We start from the raw sequence: 18056 nt of genomic DNA, 5'->3' as shown, positions 1-18056 counted from the left end.
ACCGAAGGGGGTATCTGCCAAATCCGCCGCCCCGCGCCAACCCCCAGGGAGCCCGCGGACCACTTTAGTTATGCGCCGATCCTGCTATACACCCTGCGCGCCGCTCCGGCCTGTTTCCTTCCCTGCAATTGGTTCGAATGACCCGTCCCGTCGTCACCCGCTTCGCGCCCTCGCCCACTGGTTTCCTGCACATCGGCGGAGGCCGCACCGCGCTGTTCAATTGGCTGTATGCGCGCAAGCACGGCGGCACCATGCTGCTGCGAATCGAAGACACCGACCGCCAGCGCTCGACCCAGGAAGCGATCGACGCCATCCTCGACGGGCTGAAATGGCTCGGCATCGACTGGGACGGCGACACCGTCTACCAGTTCGCACGCGCCGCCCGGCACCGCGAGGTCGCCGAGCAGTTGCTCGCCGCCGGCAAGGCCTACCGCTGTTACGCCACCGCCGAGGAGCTGGCGACGATGCGCGACAAGGCCCGTGCCGAGGGCCGAGCCAAGTTGTACGACGGCACCTGGCGCGATCGCGATCCGGCCGAGGCGCCGGAGGGCGTCAAGCCGACCATCCGGCTGAAGGCTCCGCTCACCGGCGAGACCGTGATCGACGATCAGGTGCAGGGCCGCGTCGCCTGGCAGAACGAGAACCTCGACGACCTGGTGCTGCTGCGCGGCGACGGCACGCCGACCTACATGCTGGCGGTGGTGGTCGACGATCACGACATGGGGGTCACCCACGTCATCCGCGGCGACGACCATCTGATCAACGCCGCGCGGCAGAAACAGATCTACGATGCGATGGATTGGGAGCTGCCGGTGATGGCGCACATCCCGCTGATCCACGGCCCCGACGGCTCGAAATTGTCGAAGCGCCACGGCGCGCTCGGCGTCGATGCTTACCGTGCGATGGGGTACCTCCCCGCCGCGTTGCGCAACTACCTCGTCCGACTCGGCTGGAGCCACGGCGATCAGGAAATCTTTACCACGCAGGAGATGATCGAGGCGTTCGATCTGCCGGCGATCGGCCGCTCGGCGGCGCGATTCGATTTCGCCAAACTCGAGAGCCTGAACGGTCACTACATCCGCCAGAGCGACGATCACTGTCTCGTGACGCAACTCGAGGACCTGCTGAAATACATCCCGCAGGGCCCGGCGCTGGCCGCCAAGTTCGACGACAGCGTTCGCGCCAAGCTGGCCCAGGCGATGCCGGGACTGAAGGAGCGCGCCAAGACGCTGGTCGAATTGCTCGACAATGCCGGTTTCATCTTCGCCGACCGCCCGCTGGCGCTCGATCCGAAGGCCCAGGCGGTGCTGACACCCGAAACCAGGCATTTGATCGGCCGGCTGCGCGCCGCGCTGGAGGACGTTTCGCCATGGACAGCGGCGACCACCGAGGCGGCGATGCGGGCGTTCGCCGACCAGGCCGGCCTGAAACTCGGGGCGGTGGCGCAACCGCTTCGGGTGGCGCTGACCGGACGGACCACCTCGCCCGGAATCTTCGATGTTCTGGCGGTGCTGGGGCGCGACGAATGTCTGTCGCGGCTGGCTGATCAGGCCGGGTAAAATCCCCGGGGAACGGCTCGTGTCCGGCCGCCTTGCAGTGCACAGTGCAATGAGCTACGCCTTTCCGCCAGCGCTTCAAGACAACCAGTCTCGCTCGCAAGAGCGCTGCGCATACGGCTGGTTTCGCCAACGAACATCGGGGACCACACGATGGACGCAACGACCAACAACAAAACGGCAACGCTGACGGTTGGAAACAAGAACTACGATCTTCCGGTTCTGACCGGGACAGTCGGCCCCGACGTCATCGACATCGGCAAGCTCTACGCCCAGACCGGGATGTTCACCTACGACCCGGGCTTCACTTCGACGGCGAGCTGCCAGTCCAAGATCACCTACATCGACGGCGACGCCGGCGTTCTCGAATATCGCGGCTACCCGATCGAACAGCTCGCCGAAAAAGGCGACTTCCTCGAGACCTGCTATCTGTTGCTGTACGGCGAACTTCCGACCAAAGCGGCGAAGGAAGATTTCGACTACCGCGTCACCCGGCACAACATGGTGCACGAGCAGATGGCCCGGTTCTTCCAGGGCTTCCGTCGTGACGCGCATCCGATGGCGGTGATGGTGGCTTCGGTCGGCGCGCTCGCCGCATTCTACCACGACTCCACCGACATCAACGATCCGCAGCAGCGGATGGTCGCCTCGATCCGGATGATCGCGAAGGTCCCGACGCTGGCGGCGATGGCCTACAAGTACTCGGTCGGCCAGCCCTTCATCTATCCGAAGAACACGCTCAGCTACGCGGCGAACTTCCTGCGGATGTGCTTCGCGACCCCGTGCGAGGAGTACATCGTCAATCCGGTGCTGGCGAACGCGCTCGACAAGATCTTCACGCTGCACGCCGACCACGAGCAGAACGCCTCGACCTCGACCGTGCGCATCGCCGGCTCGTCGGGTGCCAATCCGTTCGCCTGCATCGCGGCAGGTATCGCCTGCCTGTGGGGCCCGGCGCACGGCGGCGCCAACGAAGCCGCGCTGCAGATGCTGAAGGAGATCGGCACCGTCGAGAACATCCCGGATTTCATCGCCAAGGTGAAGGACAAGAGCTCGTCGGTGCGGTTGATGGGCTTCGGCCACCGCGTCTACAAGAACTACGATCCGCGCGCCAAGATCATGCAGCAGGTCTGCCACGAAGTTCTGGCCGAAACCGGTCACCACGGGGACCCGCTCCTCAAGGTGGCGATGGAGCTGGAGAAGATCGCGCTCAGCGATCAGTACTTCATCGATCGCAAGCTGTACCCGAACGTCGACTTCTATTCGGGCATCACGCTGAAGGCGATGGGCTTCCCGACCGACATGTTCACCGTGCTGTTCGCGGTCGCCCGCACCGTCGGCTGGATCAGCCAGTGGAGCGAGATGATCGAGGACCCGCAGCAGAAGATCGGCCGTCCGCGCCAGCTCTTCACCGGCGCCACCACCCGCGACTACGTCGAGATCGACAAGCGCGGCTGATCTCCACACGCACGAACGTCGTTGAAGGACCGGCCTCGCGCCGGTCCTTTTCGTTTCCGGGATCGGGTCGGTAGAGCAGTCCCTCAATCCGCCGATGAAGCGCTGTGGTGATCACCACCCTTGTGCCGCATCACGTCCAGCACGATGTCGGCCGCGCAGGCGCTCGGCGTTTGCGCGCCGGTCGACAGGATGCCGTCGATCCTGGCGAAGCCGGCGAGCTGGCGGCGGCGCGCCGGCGTGTCTCCCAGCAGGTCGCGCACCGCCGGCGCGAGCTTTTCGGGGACGCAGTCCTCCTGGATGAATTCCGGCACGACCTCCTCGCCGATCACCAGATTGGCGAGGATCACCGTGCCCGGCCGCACCACCCGCCGCGCGATCCAGACCTCCAGGCTGCCGGCGCGATAGGCGGTGACCATCGGCACACCGGCGATCGCCAGCTCCAGCGTCACCGTGCCCGATTTCGCCAGCGCCGCATGGGCAATCCGGAACGCGGCGCGCTTGTCGTTCTCGCCGACCACGATGCGCGGCTGCACCTCCCAGGACGCGACCGCGGCGCGGACCAGAGCCTCCAGATGCGGCGTGGTCGGCAGCACCGCCTCGAACGCCACGCCGTCGCGCCGGAGCTGCGCCAGCGTCTCGCCGAACGCGGCAGCGTGGTGACGTACTTCGCTGCGCCGGCTCCCAGGGAGTACCAACAGCACGGGCGGCGAGGCTTCACGGCGCGCCTGCTCGGCCGGATTCGGCCGCAGCGAGCCGAACTGCTCGGTCAGCGGATGCCCGACATAGCTGCACGGCGGGCCCTGCAGCCGGCGATACTCCGCAGGCTCGAACGGCAGCAGCGCCAGCACGTGATCGACATAGCCGAGCATCGCCCGCGCCCGGCCCGGGCGCCATGCCCACACGGTCGGCGACACGTAGTCGACGATCGGAATCGCCGGATCGCGCTGCCGCACCCGGCGAGCAACGCGGTGGGTGAAATCCGGGCTGTCGATAATCACCAGGATGTCGGGCCTGGCGGCGAGCACGTCGTCTGCCGCGCGGCGGATCAGCTTCAGGATCATCGGCAGCCGCTGCACCACCGCGGCGAAGCCGATGATCGACAGCTCCTCGATCGGAAACAGCGACACCAGCCCCTCGCCGGCCATGCTGTGGCCGCCGATGCCGGCGAACCGCACGTTGGCGCCCAGCCGCGCCCGCAGCTCGCGCATCAGGGCGCCGCCGAGCCGATCGCCGGACTCTTCGGTCGCAATCAGATAGATCGTCGGGACGAGGTCGCCAGCCATGACGGTCGTGGTGCTCATGCGGGCATCCCGATCACGAACAAACCGGCCCGGTCGGCGGCGAGGACCATCTCCTGGGGCTCAGCGACGACGGTATGGCCGGCGACAACGGCGACGCCGCCAAGATGCGCGGCGACCAGTCCCTCGATGGTTTTCGGCCCGAGCGCCGGCAGGTCGAAGCGCAGATCCTGACCGGTCTTGGGTGCCTTCACCAGCACGCCGTGGCCGGGCTTGGCGCGGATCCGCCCGCCGTCGCGAAGTTGCGCCACCCGCCGCAGCAGTTCGTCGGTGCCGCCGGTGTCCTCGACCGCCACGACGTGGCCGTCGATCACCACGCAGCCCTGGCCGATGTCGAACGGGCTCAGCGCCGCCAGCACCGAGCGGCCTTTGGCGATGTCGGCCTGGACGCTGGCGTCCGGAGCGGCGCGGGTCAGGCAGCCCGCGGGGATCAACAGATCGCTGGCGACGTCCTTCAGACCGAGCAGCCGGAAGCCGTGACGCTCGAACAGCCGTCCGATGCCGGTCAGCAGATGGTCGTCGCCGCCGCGATAGGCCGCCAGCACCGCCGGCAGCACCTTGATGGCGCCCCAGTCGAGCCGCAAGTCCGACAGCGCCGGCCGCACCAGGGAGCCGATGAACACCAGATCGCTGCAGCCCTCGGCGCGCAGCAGCCGCAGCAGCTTGCCCAATGCCCCCATCCGCAGCCAGTGATGGCGGTAGGCGGTGACGCGCTCGGGATCGCAGCTTCCCTTCAGCGCGAACAGCACCGGCGTCAGTCCACGCGCGGCGAGCTGGTCGGCGACCGCGAACGGCAGCGTGCCGCCGCCGGCGATGATGCCGACCGGGCTAGCTGTCTGCAGCGTGGGATCGGTCATGGCCGCGCCGGGCGGTCAGGCGTCGTCGCCGTCGTTGACGGCCGAACCGCCTTCACGCGCCATGCACAGCGCGACGCGCGCGCCGCGACCGCCGCGGCCCTTGATGTCGTCGATGAACGCGACGATCTCGGCGATTGCCGGATCCTCGGCGGTGCGCGGACGCACCCGTTCGAGCCGTTCGGCGAGCGGACCGCTGCTGTAGAACAGGTCGTCGAAGAACGAGCGCACAATCGCGAGCCGCTCCTTGGTGAATTTCCGCCGGCGCATGCCGACGATATTCAACCCGGCCAGCTTCGCATAGATGCCGCTGGCGAGCGCGTAGGGAATGACGTGGGTGCGCAGCCCGCTCATGCCGCCGATCATCACCTGGGAGCCCACCCGGGTGAACTGCTGCAGCACCGTCATGCCGCCGATGAAGGTGAAGTCGCCGATCTCGCAATGGCCGCCGAGGGTCGCCGCATTGGCGAAGATCACGTCGTTGCCGACGATGCAGTCGTGGCCGACATGGCTGGCCGCCATGAAGAAGCCGCGGTCGCCGACACGGGTGACGCCGCCGCCGCCGACCGTGCCGGTGTTCATCGTCACGTTTTCGCGGATGGTGCAGGCGCTGCCGATGATCAGCGTGGTCGGCTCGCCCTTGTAGCCGGTCGACTGCGGCGCGCCGCCCAGCGAGGCGAACGGATGGATGGTGCAGCCTTCGCCGATCGTGGTGTGGCCGGTCAGATTGACGTGACCGATCAGCCGGGTGCCGGCACCGATGCTGACATGCGGGCCGATCGTGCAATACGGCCCGATCTCGACCCCGTCGCCGATCACGGCCCCGTCTTCGATCCGCGCAGTCGCGTCAATTGTGCTCATTCAGGTCCGTCAATCTGCCAGCATCGCGCCGACATCGGCCTCGGCGACGATCTGGCCGTCGACCTTGGCCTCGCCGTGAAACCACCACATCGTCTTACGGCGGCCGGTGCGTGTCAGGTGATACTCGACGGTATCCCCTGGAATCACTGGCTTGCGGAACTTGCACTTGTCGATGGTGAGGAAATACACCGCGCGCGGCTTTTCGGTGCCGGTCACCGACATGATCCCGATCACGCCAGCGGTCTGCGCCATGCCTTCGATCATCAGCACGCCCGGATACACCGGCCGCTCCGGGAAATGCCCCTGGAACGCCGGCTCGTTCACGGTGACGTTCTTGATGCCGATGCCGCTGTAGTCCTCGCGAATGTTGATGACGCGATCGATCAGCAGAAACGGAAAGCGGTGCGGCAGTGTCTGGAGGATGGTGTTGATGTCGACTTTCTCAAAGCGTATCGGCGATTCCATCACGCCCGTCCTTCGTCCCTGTCGTCGTCGGGTCGTGCCGCCGTCTCGGCTCCGCTGCCCTCAGCGAGCCGCCGTACCGCCAGCATCTCCCGGAACCATGTCCTGGTCGGCCGGGCGAACATGCCGCCCCAGCGCTCACCTGCGGGAATACTGTCCTTCACTCCGGACATCGCCGCCACCTGGGCGCCGTCGCCGATCACCACGTGATTGTTGATGCCGACCATGGCGCCGAGGGCGACGTTGTCGCCCAGCGTCAGGCTGCCGGCAAGACCGCATTTGGCGGCGATCACGCAATGTCGACCAATTGTTACGTTGTGGCCGATCTGAACCTGATTGTCGATCTTGGTGCCCTCGCCGATCACGGTGTCGCGCAGCGATCCGCGATCGATCGTGGTGCCGGCGCCGAGTTCGACGTCGTTCTGGATGATCACACGGCCGGTCTGCGGCACCTTGGTGTGCTGGCCGGCAAAGATGAAGCCGAAGCCGTCCTGGCCGATATGGCAGCCGGGATGCATCAGCACGTTGTTGCCGATCAGGGCGTGCTGCAGATGGCTGCCGGCACCGATGTCGCAATCCCGTCCGATCTTCACCCCGGCGGCAATCACCGTGCCGGCTCCGATCACCGTGCCGGAGCCAATCTCGACGTCGGGCCCGATCACCGCGAGCGGCTCGACCGTGACCTCGTCCTCGAGCCTGGCGGTCTCGTGGATCACCGCCGTCGGCGCGATGCCGGGCGCAGCTGCGAGGCCGGTGTGCGGGCGCAGCGCGTCGGCATAAAGCTGCCGCGCATAGGCAACAAAGGCGTGGAACGGCCGCCGGGCCCGCAGCACGGCGACGTGCGGCGGCACCCTGCCCTCGAACCGCTCGCTGACCAGACAGGCGCCGGCCCGGGTGTTGGCGAGCTCGTCGGCATACCGCAAATTTTCAAAAAAGCTCAAGTGCATAGGGCCGGCCTCGTCGAGCGAGGCCAGTCCAGTGATGCGATGCTCCGCGTACGAAGCATCGACCAGCGTTGCCTTCGTGAGGCTGGCGATCTCGGCCAGGGTCGCCGAAGGACGCGGCGGGAAGAACGAAGTGGATGCCATTCCTTCGGTCGCAGTCCGATCTGCGGGACTTAGAACGAGGTCCCGCCGCCGAACTTGAACTCCTGAACGCGGTCGTACTTACCCTTGGTGATCGGGATCGCGTAGTCGAAGCGCAGCGGTCCGAACGGCGACGCCCAGATCAGGCCGACACCGACCGAGGTGCGGACGAGGTTGGTGTCGTCGTAGTTCAGGCCGGAGCAGGTGCCGATCGTGGTCTGGCTCGCCGGGGTGCAGCCGGGCGTGTTGACCTCGCCGGTGAGCGACCACGACGTCGGGCCCTTGTAGTCGAACAGCGAACCGGCGTCGGCATAGACGGCGCCCTTGAGCCCGACTTCCTTCGGCAGGAACCAGAACGGCATCTGCAACTCGACCGACGCGCCCCAGTAGTTGGTGCCGCCCAGCGCGTCGCCGCCGTAGCCGTAGATGGCGTAGGTGCCGATGTCGCGCGGACCGATGCCGTTCGGGGCAAAGCCGCGAACCAGGTTCGAACCCATCTGGAAGTGGTCGAGCATCCGGAGCTGGTTGTCGCCATAGGTGCTCAGGTTGCCGGCCTGCAGGTGGATCAAGCCGACCAGATCCGCCACCAGCGGGGTGTAGTACTTGGCGTCGAACGCGGTCTTGATGAACTTCACGTCGCCGCCGACGCCGGCGAAGTCCTGGCGCAGGTCGACCAAGAGACCGTCGGTCGGGTTCTTGATGTTGTCGAGGGTGTTGTAGGTCAGCGTGTAGCCGAGCGACGAGGTCCAGTAGGCGCCGCCGGCCAGACCGATGCGGACCGGCAGCGAGGCTTCGCCGTCGCCGTAGCAGCCGAGCACGCCATAGGTGCCCTGCAGGTTGTTGGCGGCGATGTACTGCGGCGTCGGGAAGAACGAGCTGCTGCTCGGGATGTTGTTACAGTTGTTCAGGTACGACGGCAGCGTGATCTCCTGCCGGTACAGCGAGTAGCGGATCTGCAGCGACAGGTCTTCCCGCAGCGCGAAGCCGAGCCGCGGGCTGAAGCCGAGCGTCTTGGTCGAGTACGAGATGTAGCGGTTGGCGAGCTGCTCACGCTGGTACAGGTCGAGGCCCAGCGCGACGCGGTAGTCGAGCAGGTAGGGCTCGACGAACGACAGCGAGTAGCCGCGGGCGTACTGGCCGTACTGCACCGACGCCTTGGCGAAGATGCCGCGGCCGAGGAAGTTGCGCTCCGACACCGAGACTTCGCCGAGCGCGCCGTCGCTGGTCGAATAGCCACCCGACACCGAGAAGTCGCCGGTCGACTTTTCTTCGAGGTTGACCACCAGGATGACGCGGTCGCTCGAAGAGCCCGGCTCGGTGGTGATCTTGACCGACTTGAAGAAGTCGAGATTCTTCAGGCGACGCTCGGCGCGGTCGACCAGCGCACGGTTGTAGGCGTCGCCTTCCGAGATGTCGAACTCGCGCCTGATCACGTAATCCCGGGTCCGGGTGTTGCCGACGACGTTGATGCGCTCGATGTAGACCCGCGGACCCTCTTCGATCGAGAACACGATCGAGACGGTGTGCTCGTCGAAATTGCGGTCGCCGCGCGGCCGCACGGTCGCGAACGCATAGCCGCGCCGCGACAGCTCGATCTGCATTTCCTCGACCGACTTCTCCAGCGCCTCGGCGTTGTACAGCGAGCCGACATTGACCCGCGAGAAGCTGCGCATCGAATTGGCGTCGAGGGTCGGAATCGTGGAGTCGAACGTCACCGAACCGACGCGGTACTGCTGGCCTTCCTCGATCTTGAAGGTGACCAGGAAGCCCTTGCGGTCCGGATCGTATTCGGTCAGCGCGGCCACCACCTGCACGTCGGCGAAACCGTGCTTCAGATAGAAGCGGCGGATCAGATCGCGGTCGGCCTCGACACGGTCCGGATCGTACACGTCGCCATTGCCGAGGAAGCTCAGCAGGTTGGATTCGCGAGTCTTGATCACGTCCTTCAGCCGATAGGACGAATAGGCCTTGTTGCCGACGAACTCGATCGACTTCACGCCGGTCTTCGGACCTTCGGTGATCACAAACACCAGGTCGACGCGGTTGTTCGGCTGCTCGATGATCTGCGGGTCGACGCGAACGTCGTAGCGGCCGGAGCGGCGATAGATTTCGGCGATCCGCAGCGCGTCGCCCTGCACCATCGGGCGGGACAGCGTGCCGCGCGGCTTCGACTGGATTTCAGCCGACAGCTGCTCGTCCTTGATCTTCTTGTTGCCCTCGAACGCCAGCCGGCCGATCACCGGGTTTTCGACGACGCTGACCACCAGCCGACCGCCGACCTGGTTGATCCGCACGTCCTGGAACAATCCGGTTTCGATAAGCGCCTTGAGGCCGTCATCGATCGCCCCCTGGTCGAGCCGACCGCTCGGACCCGGCTTGAAATACGAGCGAATGGTCTCTGCCTCGACGCGCCGATTGCCCTCGACCCCGATCGACGAGGCAGACTGTGCGGCGACAGGAGACGCCATCACCACGCCAACCGCCGTGGTGGCGACCGGTACGGCGAAAAACACCAGGGCGGCACCGACTACCCCCCGCAACACTCGCATTCCAAGTTTCATGCGCAACGCGCCCTTGTCATTCCGATGCCGGCACGTAGCCCCCGCACCGACAGAATCCCCAGGTTGCCTCGCTTGTAGACAATTTTGCCCGCCCGGCAAATGTCCTTTAGCGCTGCGATTTCAATTTCATTCCAACACGTTGCCCATCCGCCACGTTTGACAGACCAGAGACTCACGATGACGCCAGATGCAGGATGTCGTTGTAGGTCGCGAACATCATCAACATCAGCACCAGCGCGAGACCGATTCGGAACCCGACCTCCTGGGCCCGCTCCGACAGCGGCCGGCCGCGGGCGGCTTCAATCCCATAAAACAACAGATGCCCACCGTCGAGCAATGGAACCGGGAACAGGTTCAACAGTCCGATCGAGATCGACAGTACCGCCGCCAGGTGCAGGAGCGGGGTAAAGCCGATCGTGGCCACCTGCCCCGACACCTGGGCGATCCGAAGCGGTCCGCCGAGCTGGTCGGCGGCCTCACGCCCGGTGAAAATGCCGCCGATATAAGAGAACGTCCGCTCGACCACGAACCAGGTCTCCTTGACGCCCATCCACAGCGCCACCGCGGGATTGACCTGCTCGGTGGTCACCTCCCCGGCAGCGGTCGACCGGCTGATGCCGAGAATGCCGAGGCGCTGGACGTTGCCGAAGCGGTCCTTGATCTCCTTGAGCTGCGGCGTCGCCACCAGATCGACGGTCGAGTCGCCGCGCTTGACGGTAAATTTGAGCTGGTTGCCGGCTTCGGCGCTGACGAAGCGCTGCATCTCGAGGAAATTGCTGATCGCGCTGCCATTGATCGACGTCACCACGTCGCCCGGCTTGAACCCGGCCGCCTCGGCGGCGCTGCCGGGCTGAACGCCGTCGACCCGCGCGGAGGTGCTGGGAACCCCGAAGACGCTGAACAGGAAGGTGAACAGCACGATCGCCAGAATGAAATTCGCCAGCGGTCCGGCCACCACGATCGCCGCGCGCGGCCCGACCGGCTTGTGATGGAAGCTGACGGCGCGATCCGCCGCGGACATCTGCGACAGCGTCTCGCCCGAAGGCGTGCTGGCCTCGCTGTCGTCGCCGAAGAACTTGACGTAGCCGCCGAGCGGCACCGCCGACAGCTTCCACCGGGTACCGTGGCGGTCGTTGAAGCCGAAGAGCTCCGGGCCGAAACCGATCGAGAAGGTCAGGACCTTCACGCCATTCCAGCGCGCGACCAGAAAATGCCCGAGCTCATGGAAGAACACCACGATCGTCAGCACGAACAGGAACGGCACCACATAGCCTACGAGGCCGTGGCTCAAACTATTGAAACTGTTCAGAAAAAGATCGGCCATCCCATTCCTTTCGCGCAGAACCGACGGCCCTGTTCCATGATCCTCTAAGATGCCTTTGCGGCAATTTGAGGCAATAGGGTGGCAGCCAGGTTGCGCGCCTGCTGGTCAAGAGCGATGGCGTCGTCGGCGGAGCCGAGTGGCGCCTGGTTGCCGGCCCGAACCCAGCTGTTGAGGGTATCTTCGACCAGCCGCGCGATCGCCCCGAACCGGATCTTCTGGGCGATGAAGGCGGCGACGGCGATCTCGTTGGCGGCGTTGTAGACGGTGGTGGCGCCGTTGCCGATGCGGAGCGCGTCGTAAGCCAGGCGTAAACCGGGAAAACGCGCGAAATCAGGTGCTTCGAACGTCAACTGACCAATCTTGGCGAGGTCGAGCCGGGCGGCCCGGCCGGTAATTCGATCCGGAAAGCCGAGACAATGCGCGATCGGGATCCGCATATCGGGAGCGCCGAGCTGCGCCACCACCGAGCGGTCGGCGAATTCGACCAGGCCGTGAACGATCGACTGCGGGTGCACCAGCACGTCGATCTCGTCCGGCGAAAGCGCGAACAGGTACGAAGCCTCGATGACCTCAAGGCCCTTGTTCATCATCGAGGCCGAATCGATGGTGATCTTCTGGCCCATGCTCCAGTTCGGATGCTTGAGCGCCTGCGCCAGGGTCGCCTGCTCGATGTCGGCGGCGGCCCAGGTGCGGAACGGACCGCCCGAGGCGGTAATGATGACCCGGGTCAGTTCATGGCGATTGCCCGAAGCCAGAGCCTGGAACAGCGCGTTGTGCTCCGAATCTGCCGGCAGGATCTGCGCGCCCGCGGCGGCGGCCCGGCTCATGAAGAAGTCGCCGGCGCACACCAGGCACTCCTTGTTGGCGAGCGCCACGGTGGTGCCGCGGTCGACCGCGGCCAGCGCCGGCTTCAGACCGGCCGCGCCGGAGATCGCCGCCATCACCCAGTCGGCCGGCCGCGCGGCCGCCTCGATCACGGCGCTCTCGCCCGCGCCGCAGGCGATGTCGGTGCCGGCCAGCGCCGCGCGCAGCTCGCCGAGCCGTGCCGGATCGGCGACCGCCACGAAGCGGGCATTGAATTCCTTGGCCAGCTTGGCGAGGCCGGCGACGTTGGCGTTACCGGTCAGCGCCTCGACCCGGTAGCGCTCCGGCTCGGCGCGGATCAGGTCCATCGTGCTGTCGCCGATCGACCCGGTGGCGCCTAGCACGCTGACCGAGCGGATGCCGCCATGGGCCGGGTCGGCGTTTTTCAAAGGGACAGGGTTCATTGCCTCACCACACCATCAATCCGCCGCCAATACCATCCAGTGGCGCCCGCGTCAGTCCAATCAATACTGCCACCACCACCGCTGTTACATAACCGTCGAGCCGGTCCATCAGCCCGCCATGGCCGGGAATGATGTGGCTGGAGTCCTTCACGCCGAACCGGCGCTTGACCGCGGATTCGAGCAGGTCCCCAAGCTGGGATGCGGTTGAAAGAACCGCCGCAAGAACCAGAAGCGGCACGACTTTCCCAAATCCCGCCAAGCCGAAACCGAGCCCGACGACGAGGCTCAGGACCAGCCCGCCAATCGCCCCCGCCCAGGTTTTCTTCGGGCTGACGCGCGGCCACAGCTTGGGGCCGCCGATCGTCCGGCCGGCGAAATAGCCCCCGATATCGGCACCCCACACCACCAGCAGGACCAGCACCAGCGCGGCGAAACCATGATCCGGATCGAGCCGGACCAGAATCGAGGCGATCAGCGCCGCGGCGGCGTAGCCGAGCCCGGTCGCGGTCCAGCGCCGCGGCTGATCGCCGAGCAGCGTCAGCCCGCCGACACCGAGCACCGCCGCGACCAGCGCCGGAGCGGGCTTGCCGAACGCCAGCCCCAGCCCGCAAACGATCAGGCACAGGCAACCGAGCACCAGCACGCGAAAGTCGCGCGCCGCGCCGACGATCCCGAGCCATTCGACGAACAGGCCGATCGCAACCAATGTGGCGAGCACCGCCCAGGGCCAGCCGCCGAGCCAGGCGATCGCGATCGCGCCCGGCGCCAGCACCAATGCGGCGGCGATTCGCTGGATCAGATTCCGGGACCCCTGCTCGGCCGCCGGCGCCGGCGGCGCGTTGTCCTGGCTCACGCGTGTCACGATCCTGTCTTGGCGGCCAAACCGCCGAACCGGCGCTCACGCCGGGAATACTCGGCAATCGCGCCTTCCAGCGCGGCCTTGTCGAAGTCCGGCCAGTGAATGGGCACGAATACCAGTTCACTGTACGCCGCCTGCCACATCAGGAAATTCGACAATCGTTGTTCTCCGCTTGTGCGGATGATCAGGTCGGGATCGGGGATGTCGGGGGCGTCGAGATAGCGACCCAGCGTTTCGATATCGATCGTCGCCGGATCGCGCTTGCCTTCGGCAACCTCGCGCGCCAGCCGCTGCGCGGCGTTGGCGATCTCCTGCCGGGAGCCGTAGTTGAACGCGACGACGAGGTTGAGCTTGGTGTTGTTGCGGGTCAGCTCCTGCGCCTCGTCCAGCATCGCACACAGATCGCGGTCGAGGCGGTTGCGCTCGCCGATCACCCGGATGCGGACGCCATCCCGGTGCAGCGAGGCGAGATCGTTACGGATGAAGCGGCGCAGCAGGCCGAACAGATCGCCGATCTCGGTGGCCGGCCGCGACCAATTCTCCGAGCTGAACGAGAAGATCGTCAGATACTGGATGCCGAGCTCGCTGGAGGCCCGGACCACACGGCGGAGCGCCTCGACGCCGCGGCGATGGCCCTCGGCGCGGGGCAGCCCTCGCGCAGCGGCCCAGCGGCCGTTGCCATCCATGATGATCGCGACATGCGCTGGCGCACTCGGCGGCTCGGTCGGATCAGGCAGCGGCGCGGCAGCTTTCGACATAGCTCATTCCCGAAGCGTCATCCCGCGAGAAGGTCACCGGCTCGCTGCCAGAAATTATTCGAGATCAGTAAGTTATAGTCGACGCCGCGACAAGACCCGAAGTGTGACGACGGCCGGCGCCGCACCGGCGGGCGTCGCTGCCGGGAGCCCATGCAGCCGACCGTCGGACGCCACGATCCCGTGCATCCGACGGTCGTCAGAGAGCCTAGACCGTGAGGATTTCCTTTTCCTTGTTCGCGAGCAACTGATCGATTTCGGCGATCGACGCGTCGGTGGCCTTCTGCACCTCCTGGTCGAGCCGCTTCTGATCGTCCTCGGAGATCTCGTGCGCCTTCTCCAGCTTCTTGATGGTGTCGAGGCCGTCGCGGCGGACGTGGCGAACGGCAACACGCGCGGCTTCGGCGTATTTGTGAGCGACCTTGACCAGATCCTTGCGGCGCTCCTCGTTGAGCTCGGGAATCCGCAGCCGGATCACCTGCCCTTCGGTCGCCGGAGACAGGCCGAGGTTCGAATCGACGATGCCTTTCTCGACCGCCTTGACCATCGACTTGTCCCAGACCTGCACCGAGATCATCCGCGGCTCCGGCACCGAGACGGTGGCGACCTGATTGAGCGGCATGTGGCTGCCATAGGCGTCGACCTGCACCGGCTCCAGCATCGAGGCCGAGGCGCGCCCCGTGCGCAGACCGCCGAGCTCGTGCTTCAGGGACTGCGCGGCCCCCTGCATCCGCCGCTTCAATTCGTTGATGTCGAACTTGTCGGACATTGCCGCCTCTCTTTCTCAACCGCTCATCATCATCGCCGCGCGCCGCGCGGCCGTCGTCAGCCTGCTACGACAGTGCCCCGTCCCGCGCCGCTCAGCACCGCGCCGATCGAACCGGGCTCGGCGATCGAGAACACGATGATAGGCAGCGAGGTCTCGCGGGCAAGCGCGAAGGCCGTCGCATCCATCACCTTGTAGCCGCCGGCCAGCGCTTCGGAGTGCGTCAGTTTCTCGAACCGCTTCGCAGTCGGATCGAGCTTGGGGTCGGCGGTGTAGACGCCGTCGACATTGGTCGCTTTGAGCACCGCGCCGGCGCCGATCTCGGCGGCCCGCAGCACGGCGGCGGTGTCGGTGGTGAAATACGGATTGCCGGTGCCGGCGGCGAGCAGCGCGATGCCGCCTTCGGCGAGCGTCTGTTCGGCGGCGGCGCGGGTGTAGAGTTCGCAGACTTCCGGCATCATCAGCGCGGCCAGCGCGCGCGCGTTCTGACCGCGGCGCCGCAGCGCTTCGGCGAGCGCCAGGCAGTTCATCACGGTGGCTAGCATGCCCATGGTGTCGCCGGTGGTGCGCGAGACGCCGCGGGCGGAGACCTCGACACCGCGGAAGATGTTGCCGCCGCCGACCACCACCGCGACCTCGACGCCGAGGGCGCGGGCGGCGATCAACTCGCCGGCGATGCGATCGATGGTGGCCTGATCGATACCGTAGTCCTGGGGACCGGCGAAGGATTCGCCCGACAGCTTGACCAGCACACGACGATAGATCGGCTCAGCCATGACGCGGTCGCTTCCCCTGTTGCTGTGGCGACTCCCGGCCGGAGGGCCGGAAGTCGCAGAGCGCGAAACGCTTACTTCTGGCCCGAGGCGGCGGCGACTTCGGCGGCGAAGTCGCTGGTCTGCTTCTCGATGCCCTCGCCGAGCGCGTAGCGGACGAAGCCGGTGATCTTGATCGCCGCGCCGACCTTGCCTTCGGCTTCCTTGACCGCCTGCGCGACGGCCTTGCCCTTCTCGTCGTGGATGTAGGCCTGCTCCAGCAGGCAGACTTCCTTGTAGTAGGTCTTCAGGCCGTTCTCGACGATCTTCTCGATCATGTTCTCCGGCTTGCCCTGCTGACGATACTTGTCGGCCATCACTTCGCGCTCGCGCTGCACCACCGCCGGGTCGAGGCCGGCGGGATCGAGCGCCTGCGGGTTGGCGGCGGCGACGTGCATGGCGAGCTGGCGGCCGAGGGTCGCGAGCTCGTCGGTCTTGCCGGCGGACTCGAGCGCAACGATCACGCCCATCTTGCCGGCGCCGTCGATCACCGCGTTGTGGATGTAGCTGGCGACCACGCCCTGCGACACTTCGAGCGCGGCAGCGCGGCGCAGCGTCATGTTCTCGCCGATGGTGGCGATCGCATCGGCGATCGCGCCGGCGACCGTCGAGGAGCCGACCGGGGCGGCGTTGATCGCGTCGATGTCGGCGCCGACCTTCAGCGCGACCTGGGCGATCATCTTGACCAGGCCCTGGAACTGCTCGTTGCGGGCGACGAAGTCGGTCTCGGAATTGACCTCGATGACAACGCCCTTGGTGCCGTCGGTCAGCGCGCCGATCAGGCCTTCGGCGGCGACGCGGCCGGCCTTCTTGGCGGCCTTCGACAGGCCCTTCTTGCGCAGCCAGTCGATCGCGGCGTCCATGTTGCCGTCGGTTTCGGCGAGCGCCTGCTTGCAATCCATCATGCCGACGCCGGTGGTCTCGCGCAGCTCCTTGACCATTGCTGCAGTAATCGTTGCCATCGCTAATAAGCCCTCTGCCTGTGAGTGCGACCGCGCAGCCGAAGCCCGCGGTTCGCAATCAGGAACACATCTCAGATTTTGACGACGGAACGATGCGGCCGGATGCCGGCCGCATCGCCTCGTATTATTCCGCCTCGGCGGTCAGCGACTTGGCCTGCGCCACCCAGGCGTCGGCCCGGCTCGGCAGACCGACTTCTTCGCCGATCTGATGCGCGGTGGCCTGGTCGAGTTCGGCGAGCTGCCAGTAGTGGAAGATGCCGAGGTCGTTGAACTTCTTCTCGATCGCGCCGGACACGCCCGGCAGCTTCTTGAGATCGTCCGGGGTGCCGCGCGGGCCCGGCAGGCCCTGGAAGGTCGTCGCCTGCGCCGCCGGCAGGTCTTCACGCAGCGGCTGCGCCGCCGCGCCGATGTCGATGCCGACATCACCCTGCGCGCGCGAGATGCCGTCGATCACCGCACGGGCGACCAGGTCGCAGTACAGCGAGATGGCGCGACCGGCGTCGTCGTTGCCCGGCACCAGGTAGGTGATGCCCTTCGGATCGCAATTGGTATCGACGATCGCGGCGACCGGGATGCCGAGACGCTGGGCTTCCTGGATCGCGATGTCTTCCTTGTTGGTATCGATCACGAAGATCAGATCCGGCAGGCCGCCCATGTCCTTGATGCCGCCGAGCGAGCGGTTGAGCTTGTCGCGCTCGCGCTGCAGCTCGAGGCGCTCCTTCTTGGTGTAGGCGGCCGCGTCGGCCGAGCTCAGCACGTCTTCGAGGTGACGGAGCCGGCGGATCGAGCCGGAGATCGTCTTCCAGTTGGTCAGCGTGCCGCCGAGCCAGCGCGAGTTGACGAAGTACTGCGCCGAGCGCTTGGCCGCGTCGGCCACCGCATCCTGCGCCTGGCGCTTGGTGCCGACGAACAGCACCCGGCCGCCCTTGGCGACGGTGTCGCTGATCGCCTGCAGCGCGCGATGCAGCATCGGCACGGTCTGGGTCAGGTCGACGATGTGGATGTTGTTGCGGACGCCGAAAATGTAGTCCGCCATCTTCGGATTCCAGCGATGCGACTGGTGACCGAAATGCACGCCAGCTTCGAGCAGCTGACGCATCGAGAATTCAGGAAGCGACATAGGTAGTTCTCCGGTTGGTTCCTCCGGAAACGTGTGAGCGACCATGCCGAACTGG

Annotated in this window: 16 protein-coding genes; 2 read left to right on the top strand and 14 right to left on the bottom strand. The window is 66.3% G+C overall.

The window, feature by feature from the left end:
- Nucleotides 1–137: 137 nt before the first annotated feature.
- Both gltX and gltA read left to right on the top strand, forming a co-directional pair.
- Nucleotides 138–1559, top strand: coding sequence for a glutamate--tRNA ligase (gltX, locus tag DWA33_RS00375; RefSeq protein ID WP_114356143.1), 1422 nt, complete (start codon nt 138–140; stop codon nt 1557–1559).
- A 150-nt stretch (nt 1560–1709) separates the two neighbouring features.
- Nucleotides 1710–3014, top strand: coding sequence for a citrate synthase (gene gltA / locus DWA33_RS00370; RefSeq protein ID WP_114356142.1), 1305 nt, complete (start codon nt 1710–1712; stop codon nt 3012–3014).
- Nucleotides 3015–3097: 83 nt separating this feature from the next.
- On the opposite strand, the gene lpxB is transcribed toward gltA, so the two are convergent.
- From lpxB to DWA33_RS00300, 14 genes are all read right to left on the bottom strand, one after another.
- Complete coding sequence (lpxB, locus tag DWA33_RS00365) at nt 3098–4315, bottom strand: lipid-A-disaccharide synthase (RefSeq protein ID WP_244601163.1); 1218 nt, start codon at nt 4313–4315, stop codon at nt 3098–3100.
- On the bottom strand, nt 4312–5169 hold the full coding sequence (locus DWA33_RS00360; protein ID WP_114356141.1) for an LpxI family protein: 858 nt from the start codon (nt 5167–5169) through the stop codon (nt 4312–4314). Before DWA33_RS00360 ends, lpxB begins: the two co-directional genes overlap by 4 nt.
- A gap of 15 nt (nt 5170–5184) precedes the next feature.
- Nucleotides 5185–6027 (bottom strand): acyl-ACP--UDP-N-acetylglucosamine O-acyltransferase, encoded by an 843-nt coding sequence (gene lpxA, locus DWA33_RS00355; protein ID WP_114356140.1) that lies wholly within the window; start codon nt 6025–6027, stop codon nt 5185–5187.
- Between the two features lie 9 nt (nt 6028–6036).
- Nucleotides 6037–6492, bottom strand: coding sequence for a 3-hydroxyacyl-ACP dehydratase FabZ (fabZ, locus tag DWA33_RS00350; protein WP_110785601.1), 456 nt, complete (start codon nt 6490–6492; stop codon nt 6037–6039).
- Nucleotides 6492–7577 (bottom strand): UDP-3-O-(3-hydroxymyristoyl)glucosamine N-acyltransferase, encoded by a 1086-nt coding sequence (gene lpxD, locus DWA33_RS00345; protein ID WP_114356139.1) that lies wholly within the window; start codon nt 7575–7577, stop codon nt 6492–6494. Before lpxD ends, fabZ begins: the two co-directional genes overlap by 1 nt.
- Nucleotides 7578–7606: 29 nt before the next feature.
- Nucleotides 7607–10135, bottom strand: a complete 2529-nt coding sequence (bamA, locus tag DWA33_RS00340) for an outer membrane protein assembly factor BamA (protein ID WP_114356138.1) — start codon at nt 10133–10135, stop codon at nt 7607–7609.
- A gap of 172 nt (nt 10136–10307) precedes the next feature.
- Nucleotides 10308–11459 carry an RIP metalloprotease RseP gene (gene rseP, locus DWA33_RS00335; RefSeq protein WP_114356137.1) on the bottom strand — a complete coding sequence of 384 codons (1152 nt, stop codon included), beginning with the start codon at nt 11457–11459 and terminating at the stop codon, nt 10308–10310.
- 44 nt (nt 11460–11503) lie between these two features.
- On the bottom strand, nt 11504–12727 hold the full coding sequence (dxr, locus tag DWA33_RS00330; protein ID WP_114356136.1) for a 1-deoxy-D-xylulose-5-phosphate reductoisomerase: 1224 nt from the start codon (nt 12725–12727) through the stop codon (nt 11504–11506).
- A gap of 4 nt (nt 12728–12731) precedes the next feature.
- Nucleotides 12732–13580 (bottom strand): phosphatidate cytidylyltransferase, encoded by an 849-nt coding sequence (locus DWA33_RS00325; RefSeq protein ID WP_114356135.1) that lies wholly within the window; start codon nt 13578–13580, stop codon nt 12732–12734.
- A 5-nt stretch (nt 13581–13585) separates the two neighbouring features.
- Nucleotides 13586–14344, bottom strand: a complete 759-nt coding sequence (locus DWA33_RS00320) for an isoprenyl transferase (RefSeq protein WP_114356134.1) — start codon at nt 14342–14344, stop codon at nt 13586–13588.
- A gap of 205 nt (nt 14345–14549) precedes the next feature.
- Nucleotides 14550–15110: a ribosome recycling factor gene (gene frr / locus DWA33_RS00315; protein ID WP_114356133.1), complete on the bottom strand. Its 561-nt coding sequence runs from the start codon at nt 15108–15110 to the stop codon at nt 14550–14552.
- 56 nt (nt 15111–15166) lie between these two features.
- The gene (gene pyrH / locus DWA33_RS00310) at nt 15167–15883 is read right to left on the bottom strand and encodes a UMP kinase (protein WP_114356132.1); all 717 of its coding nucleotides are present in this window, start codon (nt 15881–15883) and stop codon (nt 15167–15169) included.
- Between the two features lie 71 nt (nt 15884–15954).
- Nucleotides 15955–16881, bottom strand: a complete 927-nt coding sequence (tsf, locus tag DWA33_RS00305; protein WP_114356131.1) for a translation elongation factor Ts — start codon at nt 16879–16881, stop codon at nt 15955–15957.
- A 124-nt stretch (nt 16882–17005) separates the two neighbouring features.
- A complete protein-coding gene (locus DWA33_RS00300; RefSeq protein WP_114356130.1) occupies nt 17006–18001 on the bottom strand; it encodes a 30S ribosomal protein S2 in 996 nt (331 codons plus the stop codon).
- Nucleotides 18002–18056 lie beyond the last annotated feature (55 nt).

It is taken from the genome of Rhodopseudomonas pentothenatexigens, from assembly GCF_900218015.1.
Classification (GTDB): domain Bacteria; phylum Pseudomonadota; class Alphaproteobacteria; order Rhizobiales; family Xanthobacteraceae; genus Rhodopseudomonas; species Rhodopseudomonas pentothenatexigens.
Note: the sequence above shows the minus strand (reverse complement) of the source record. Positions and strands in the feature narration are given on the sequence as shown.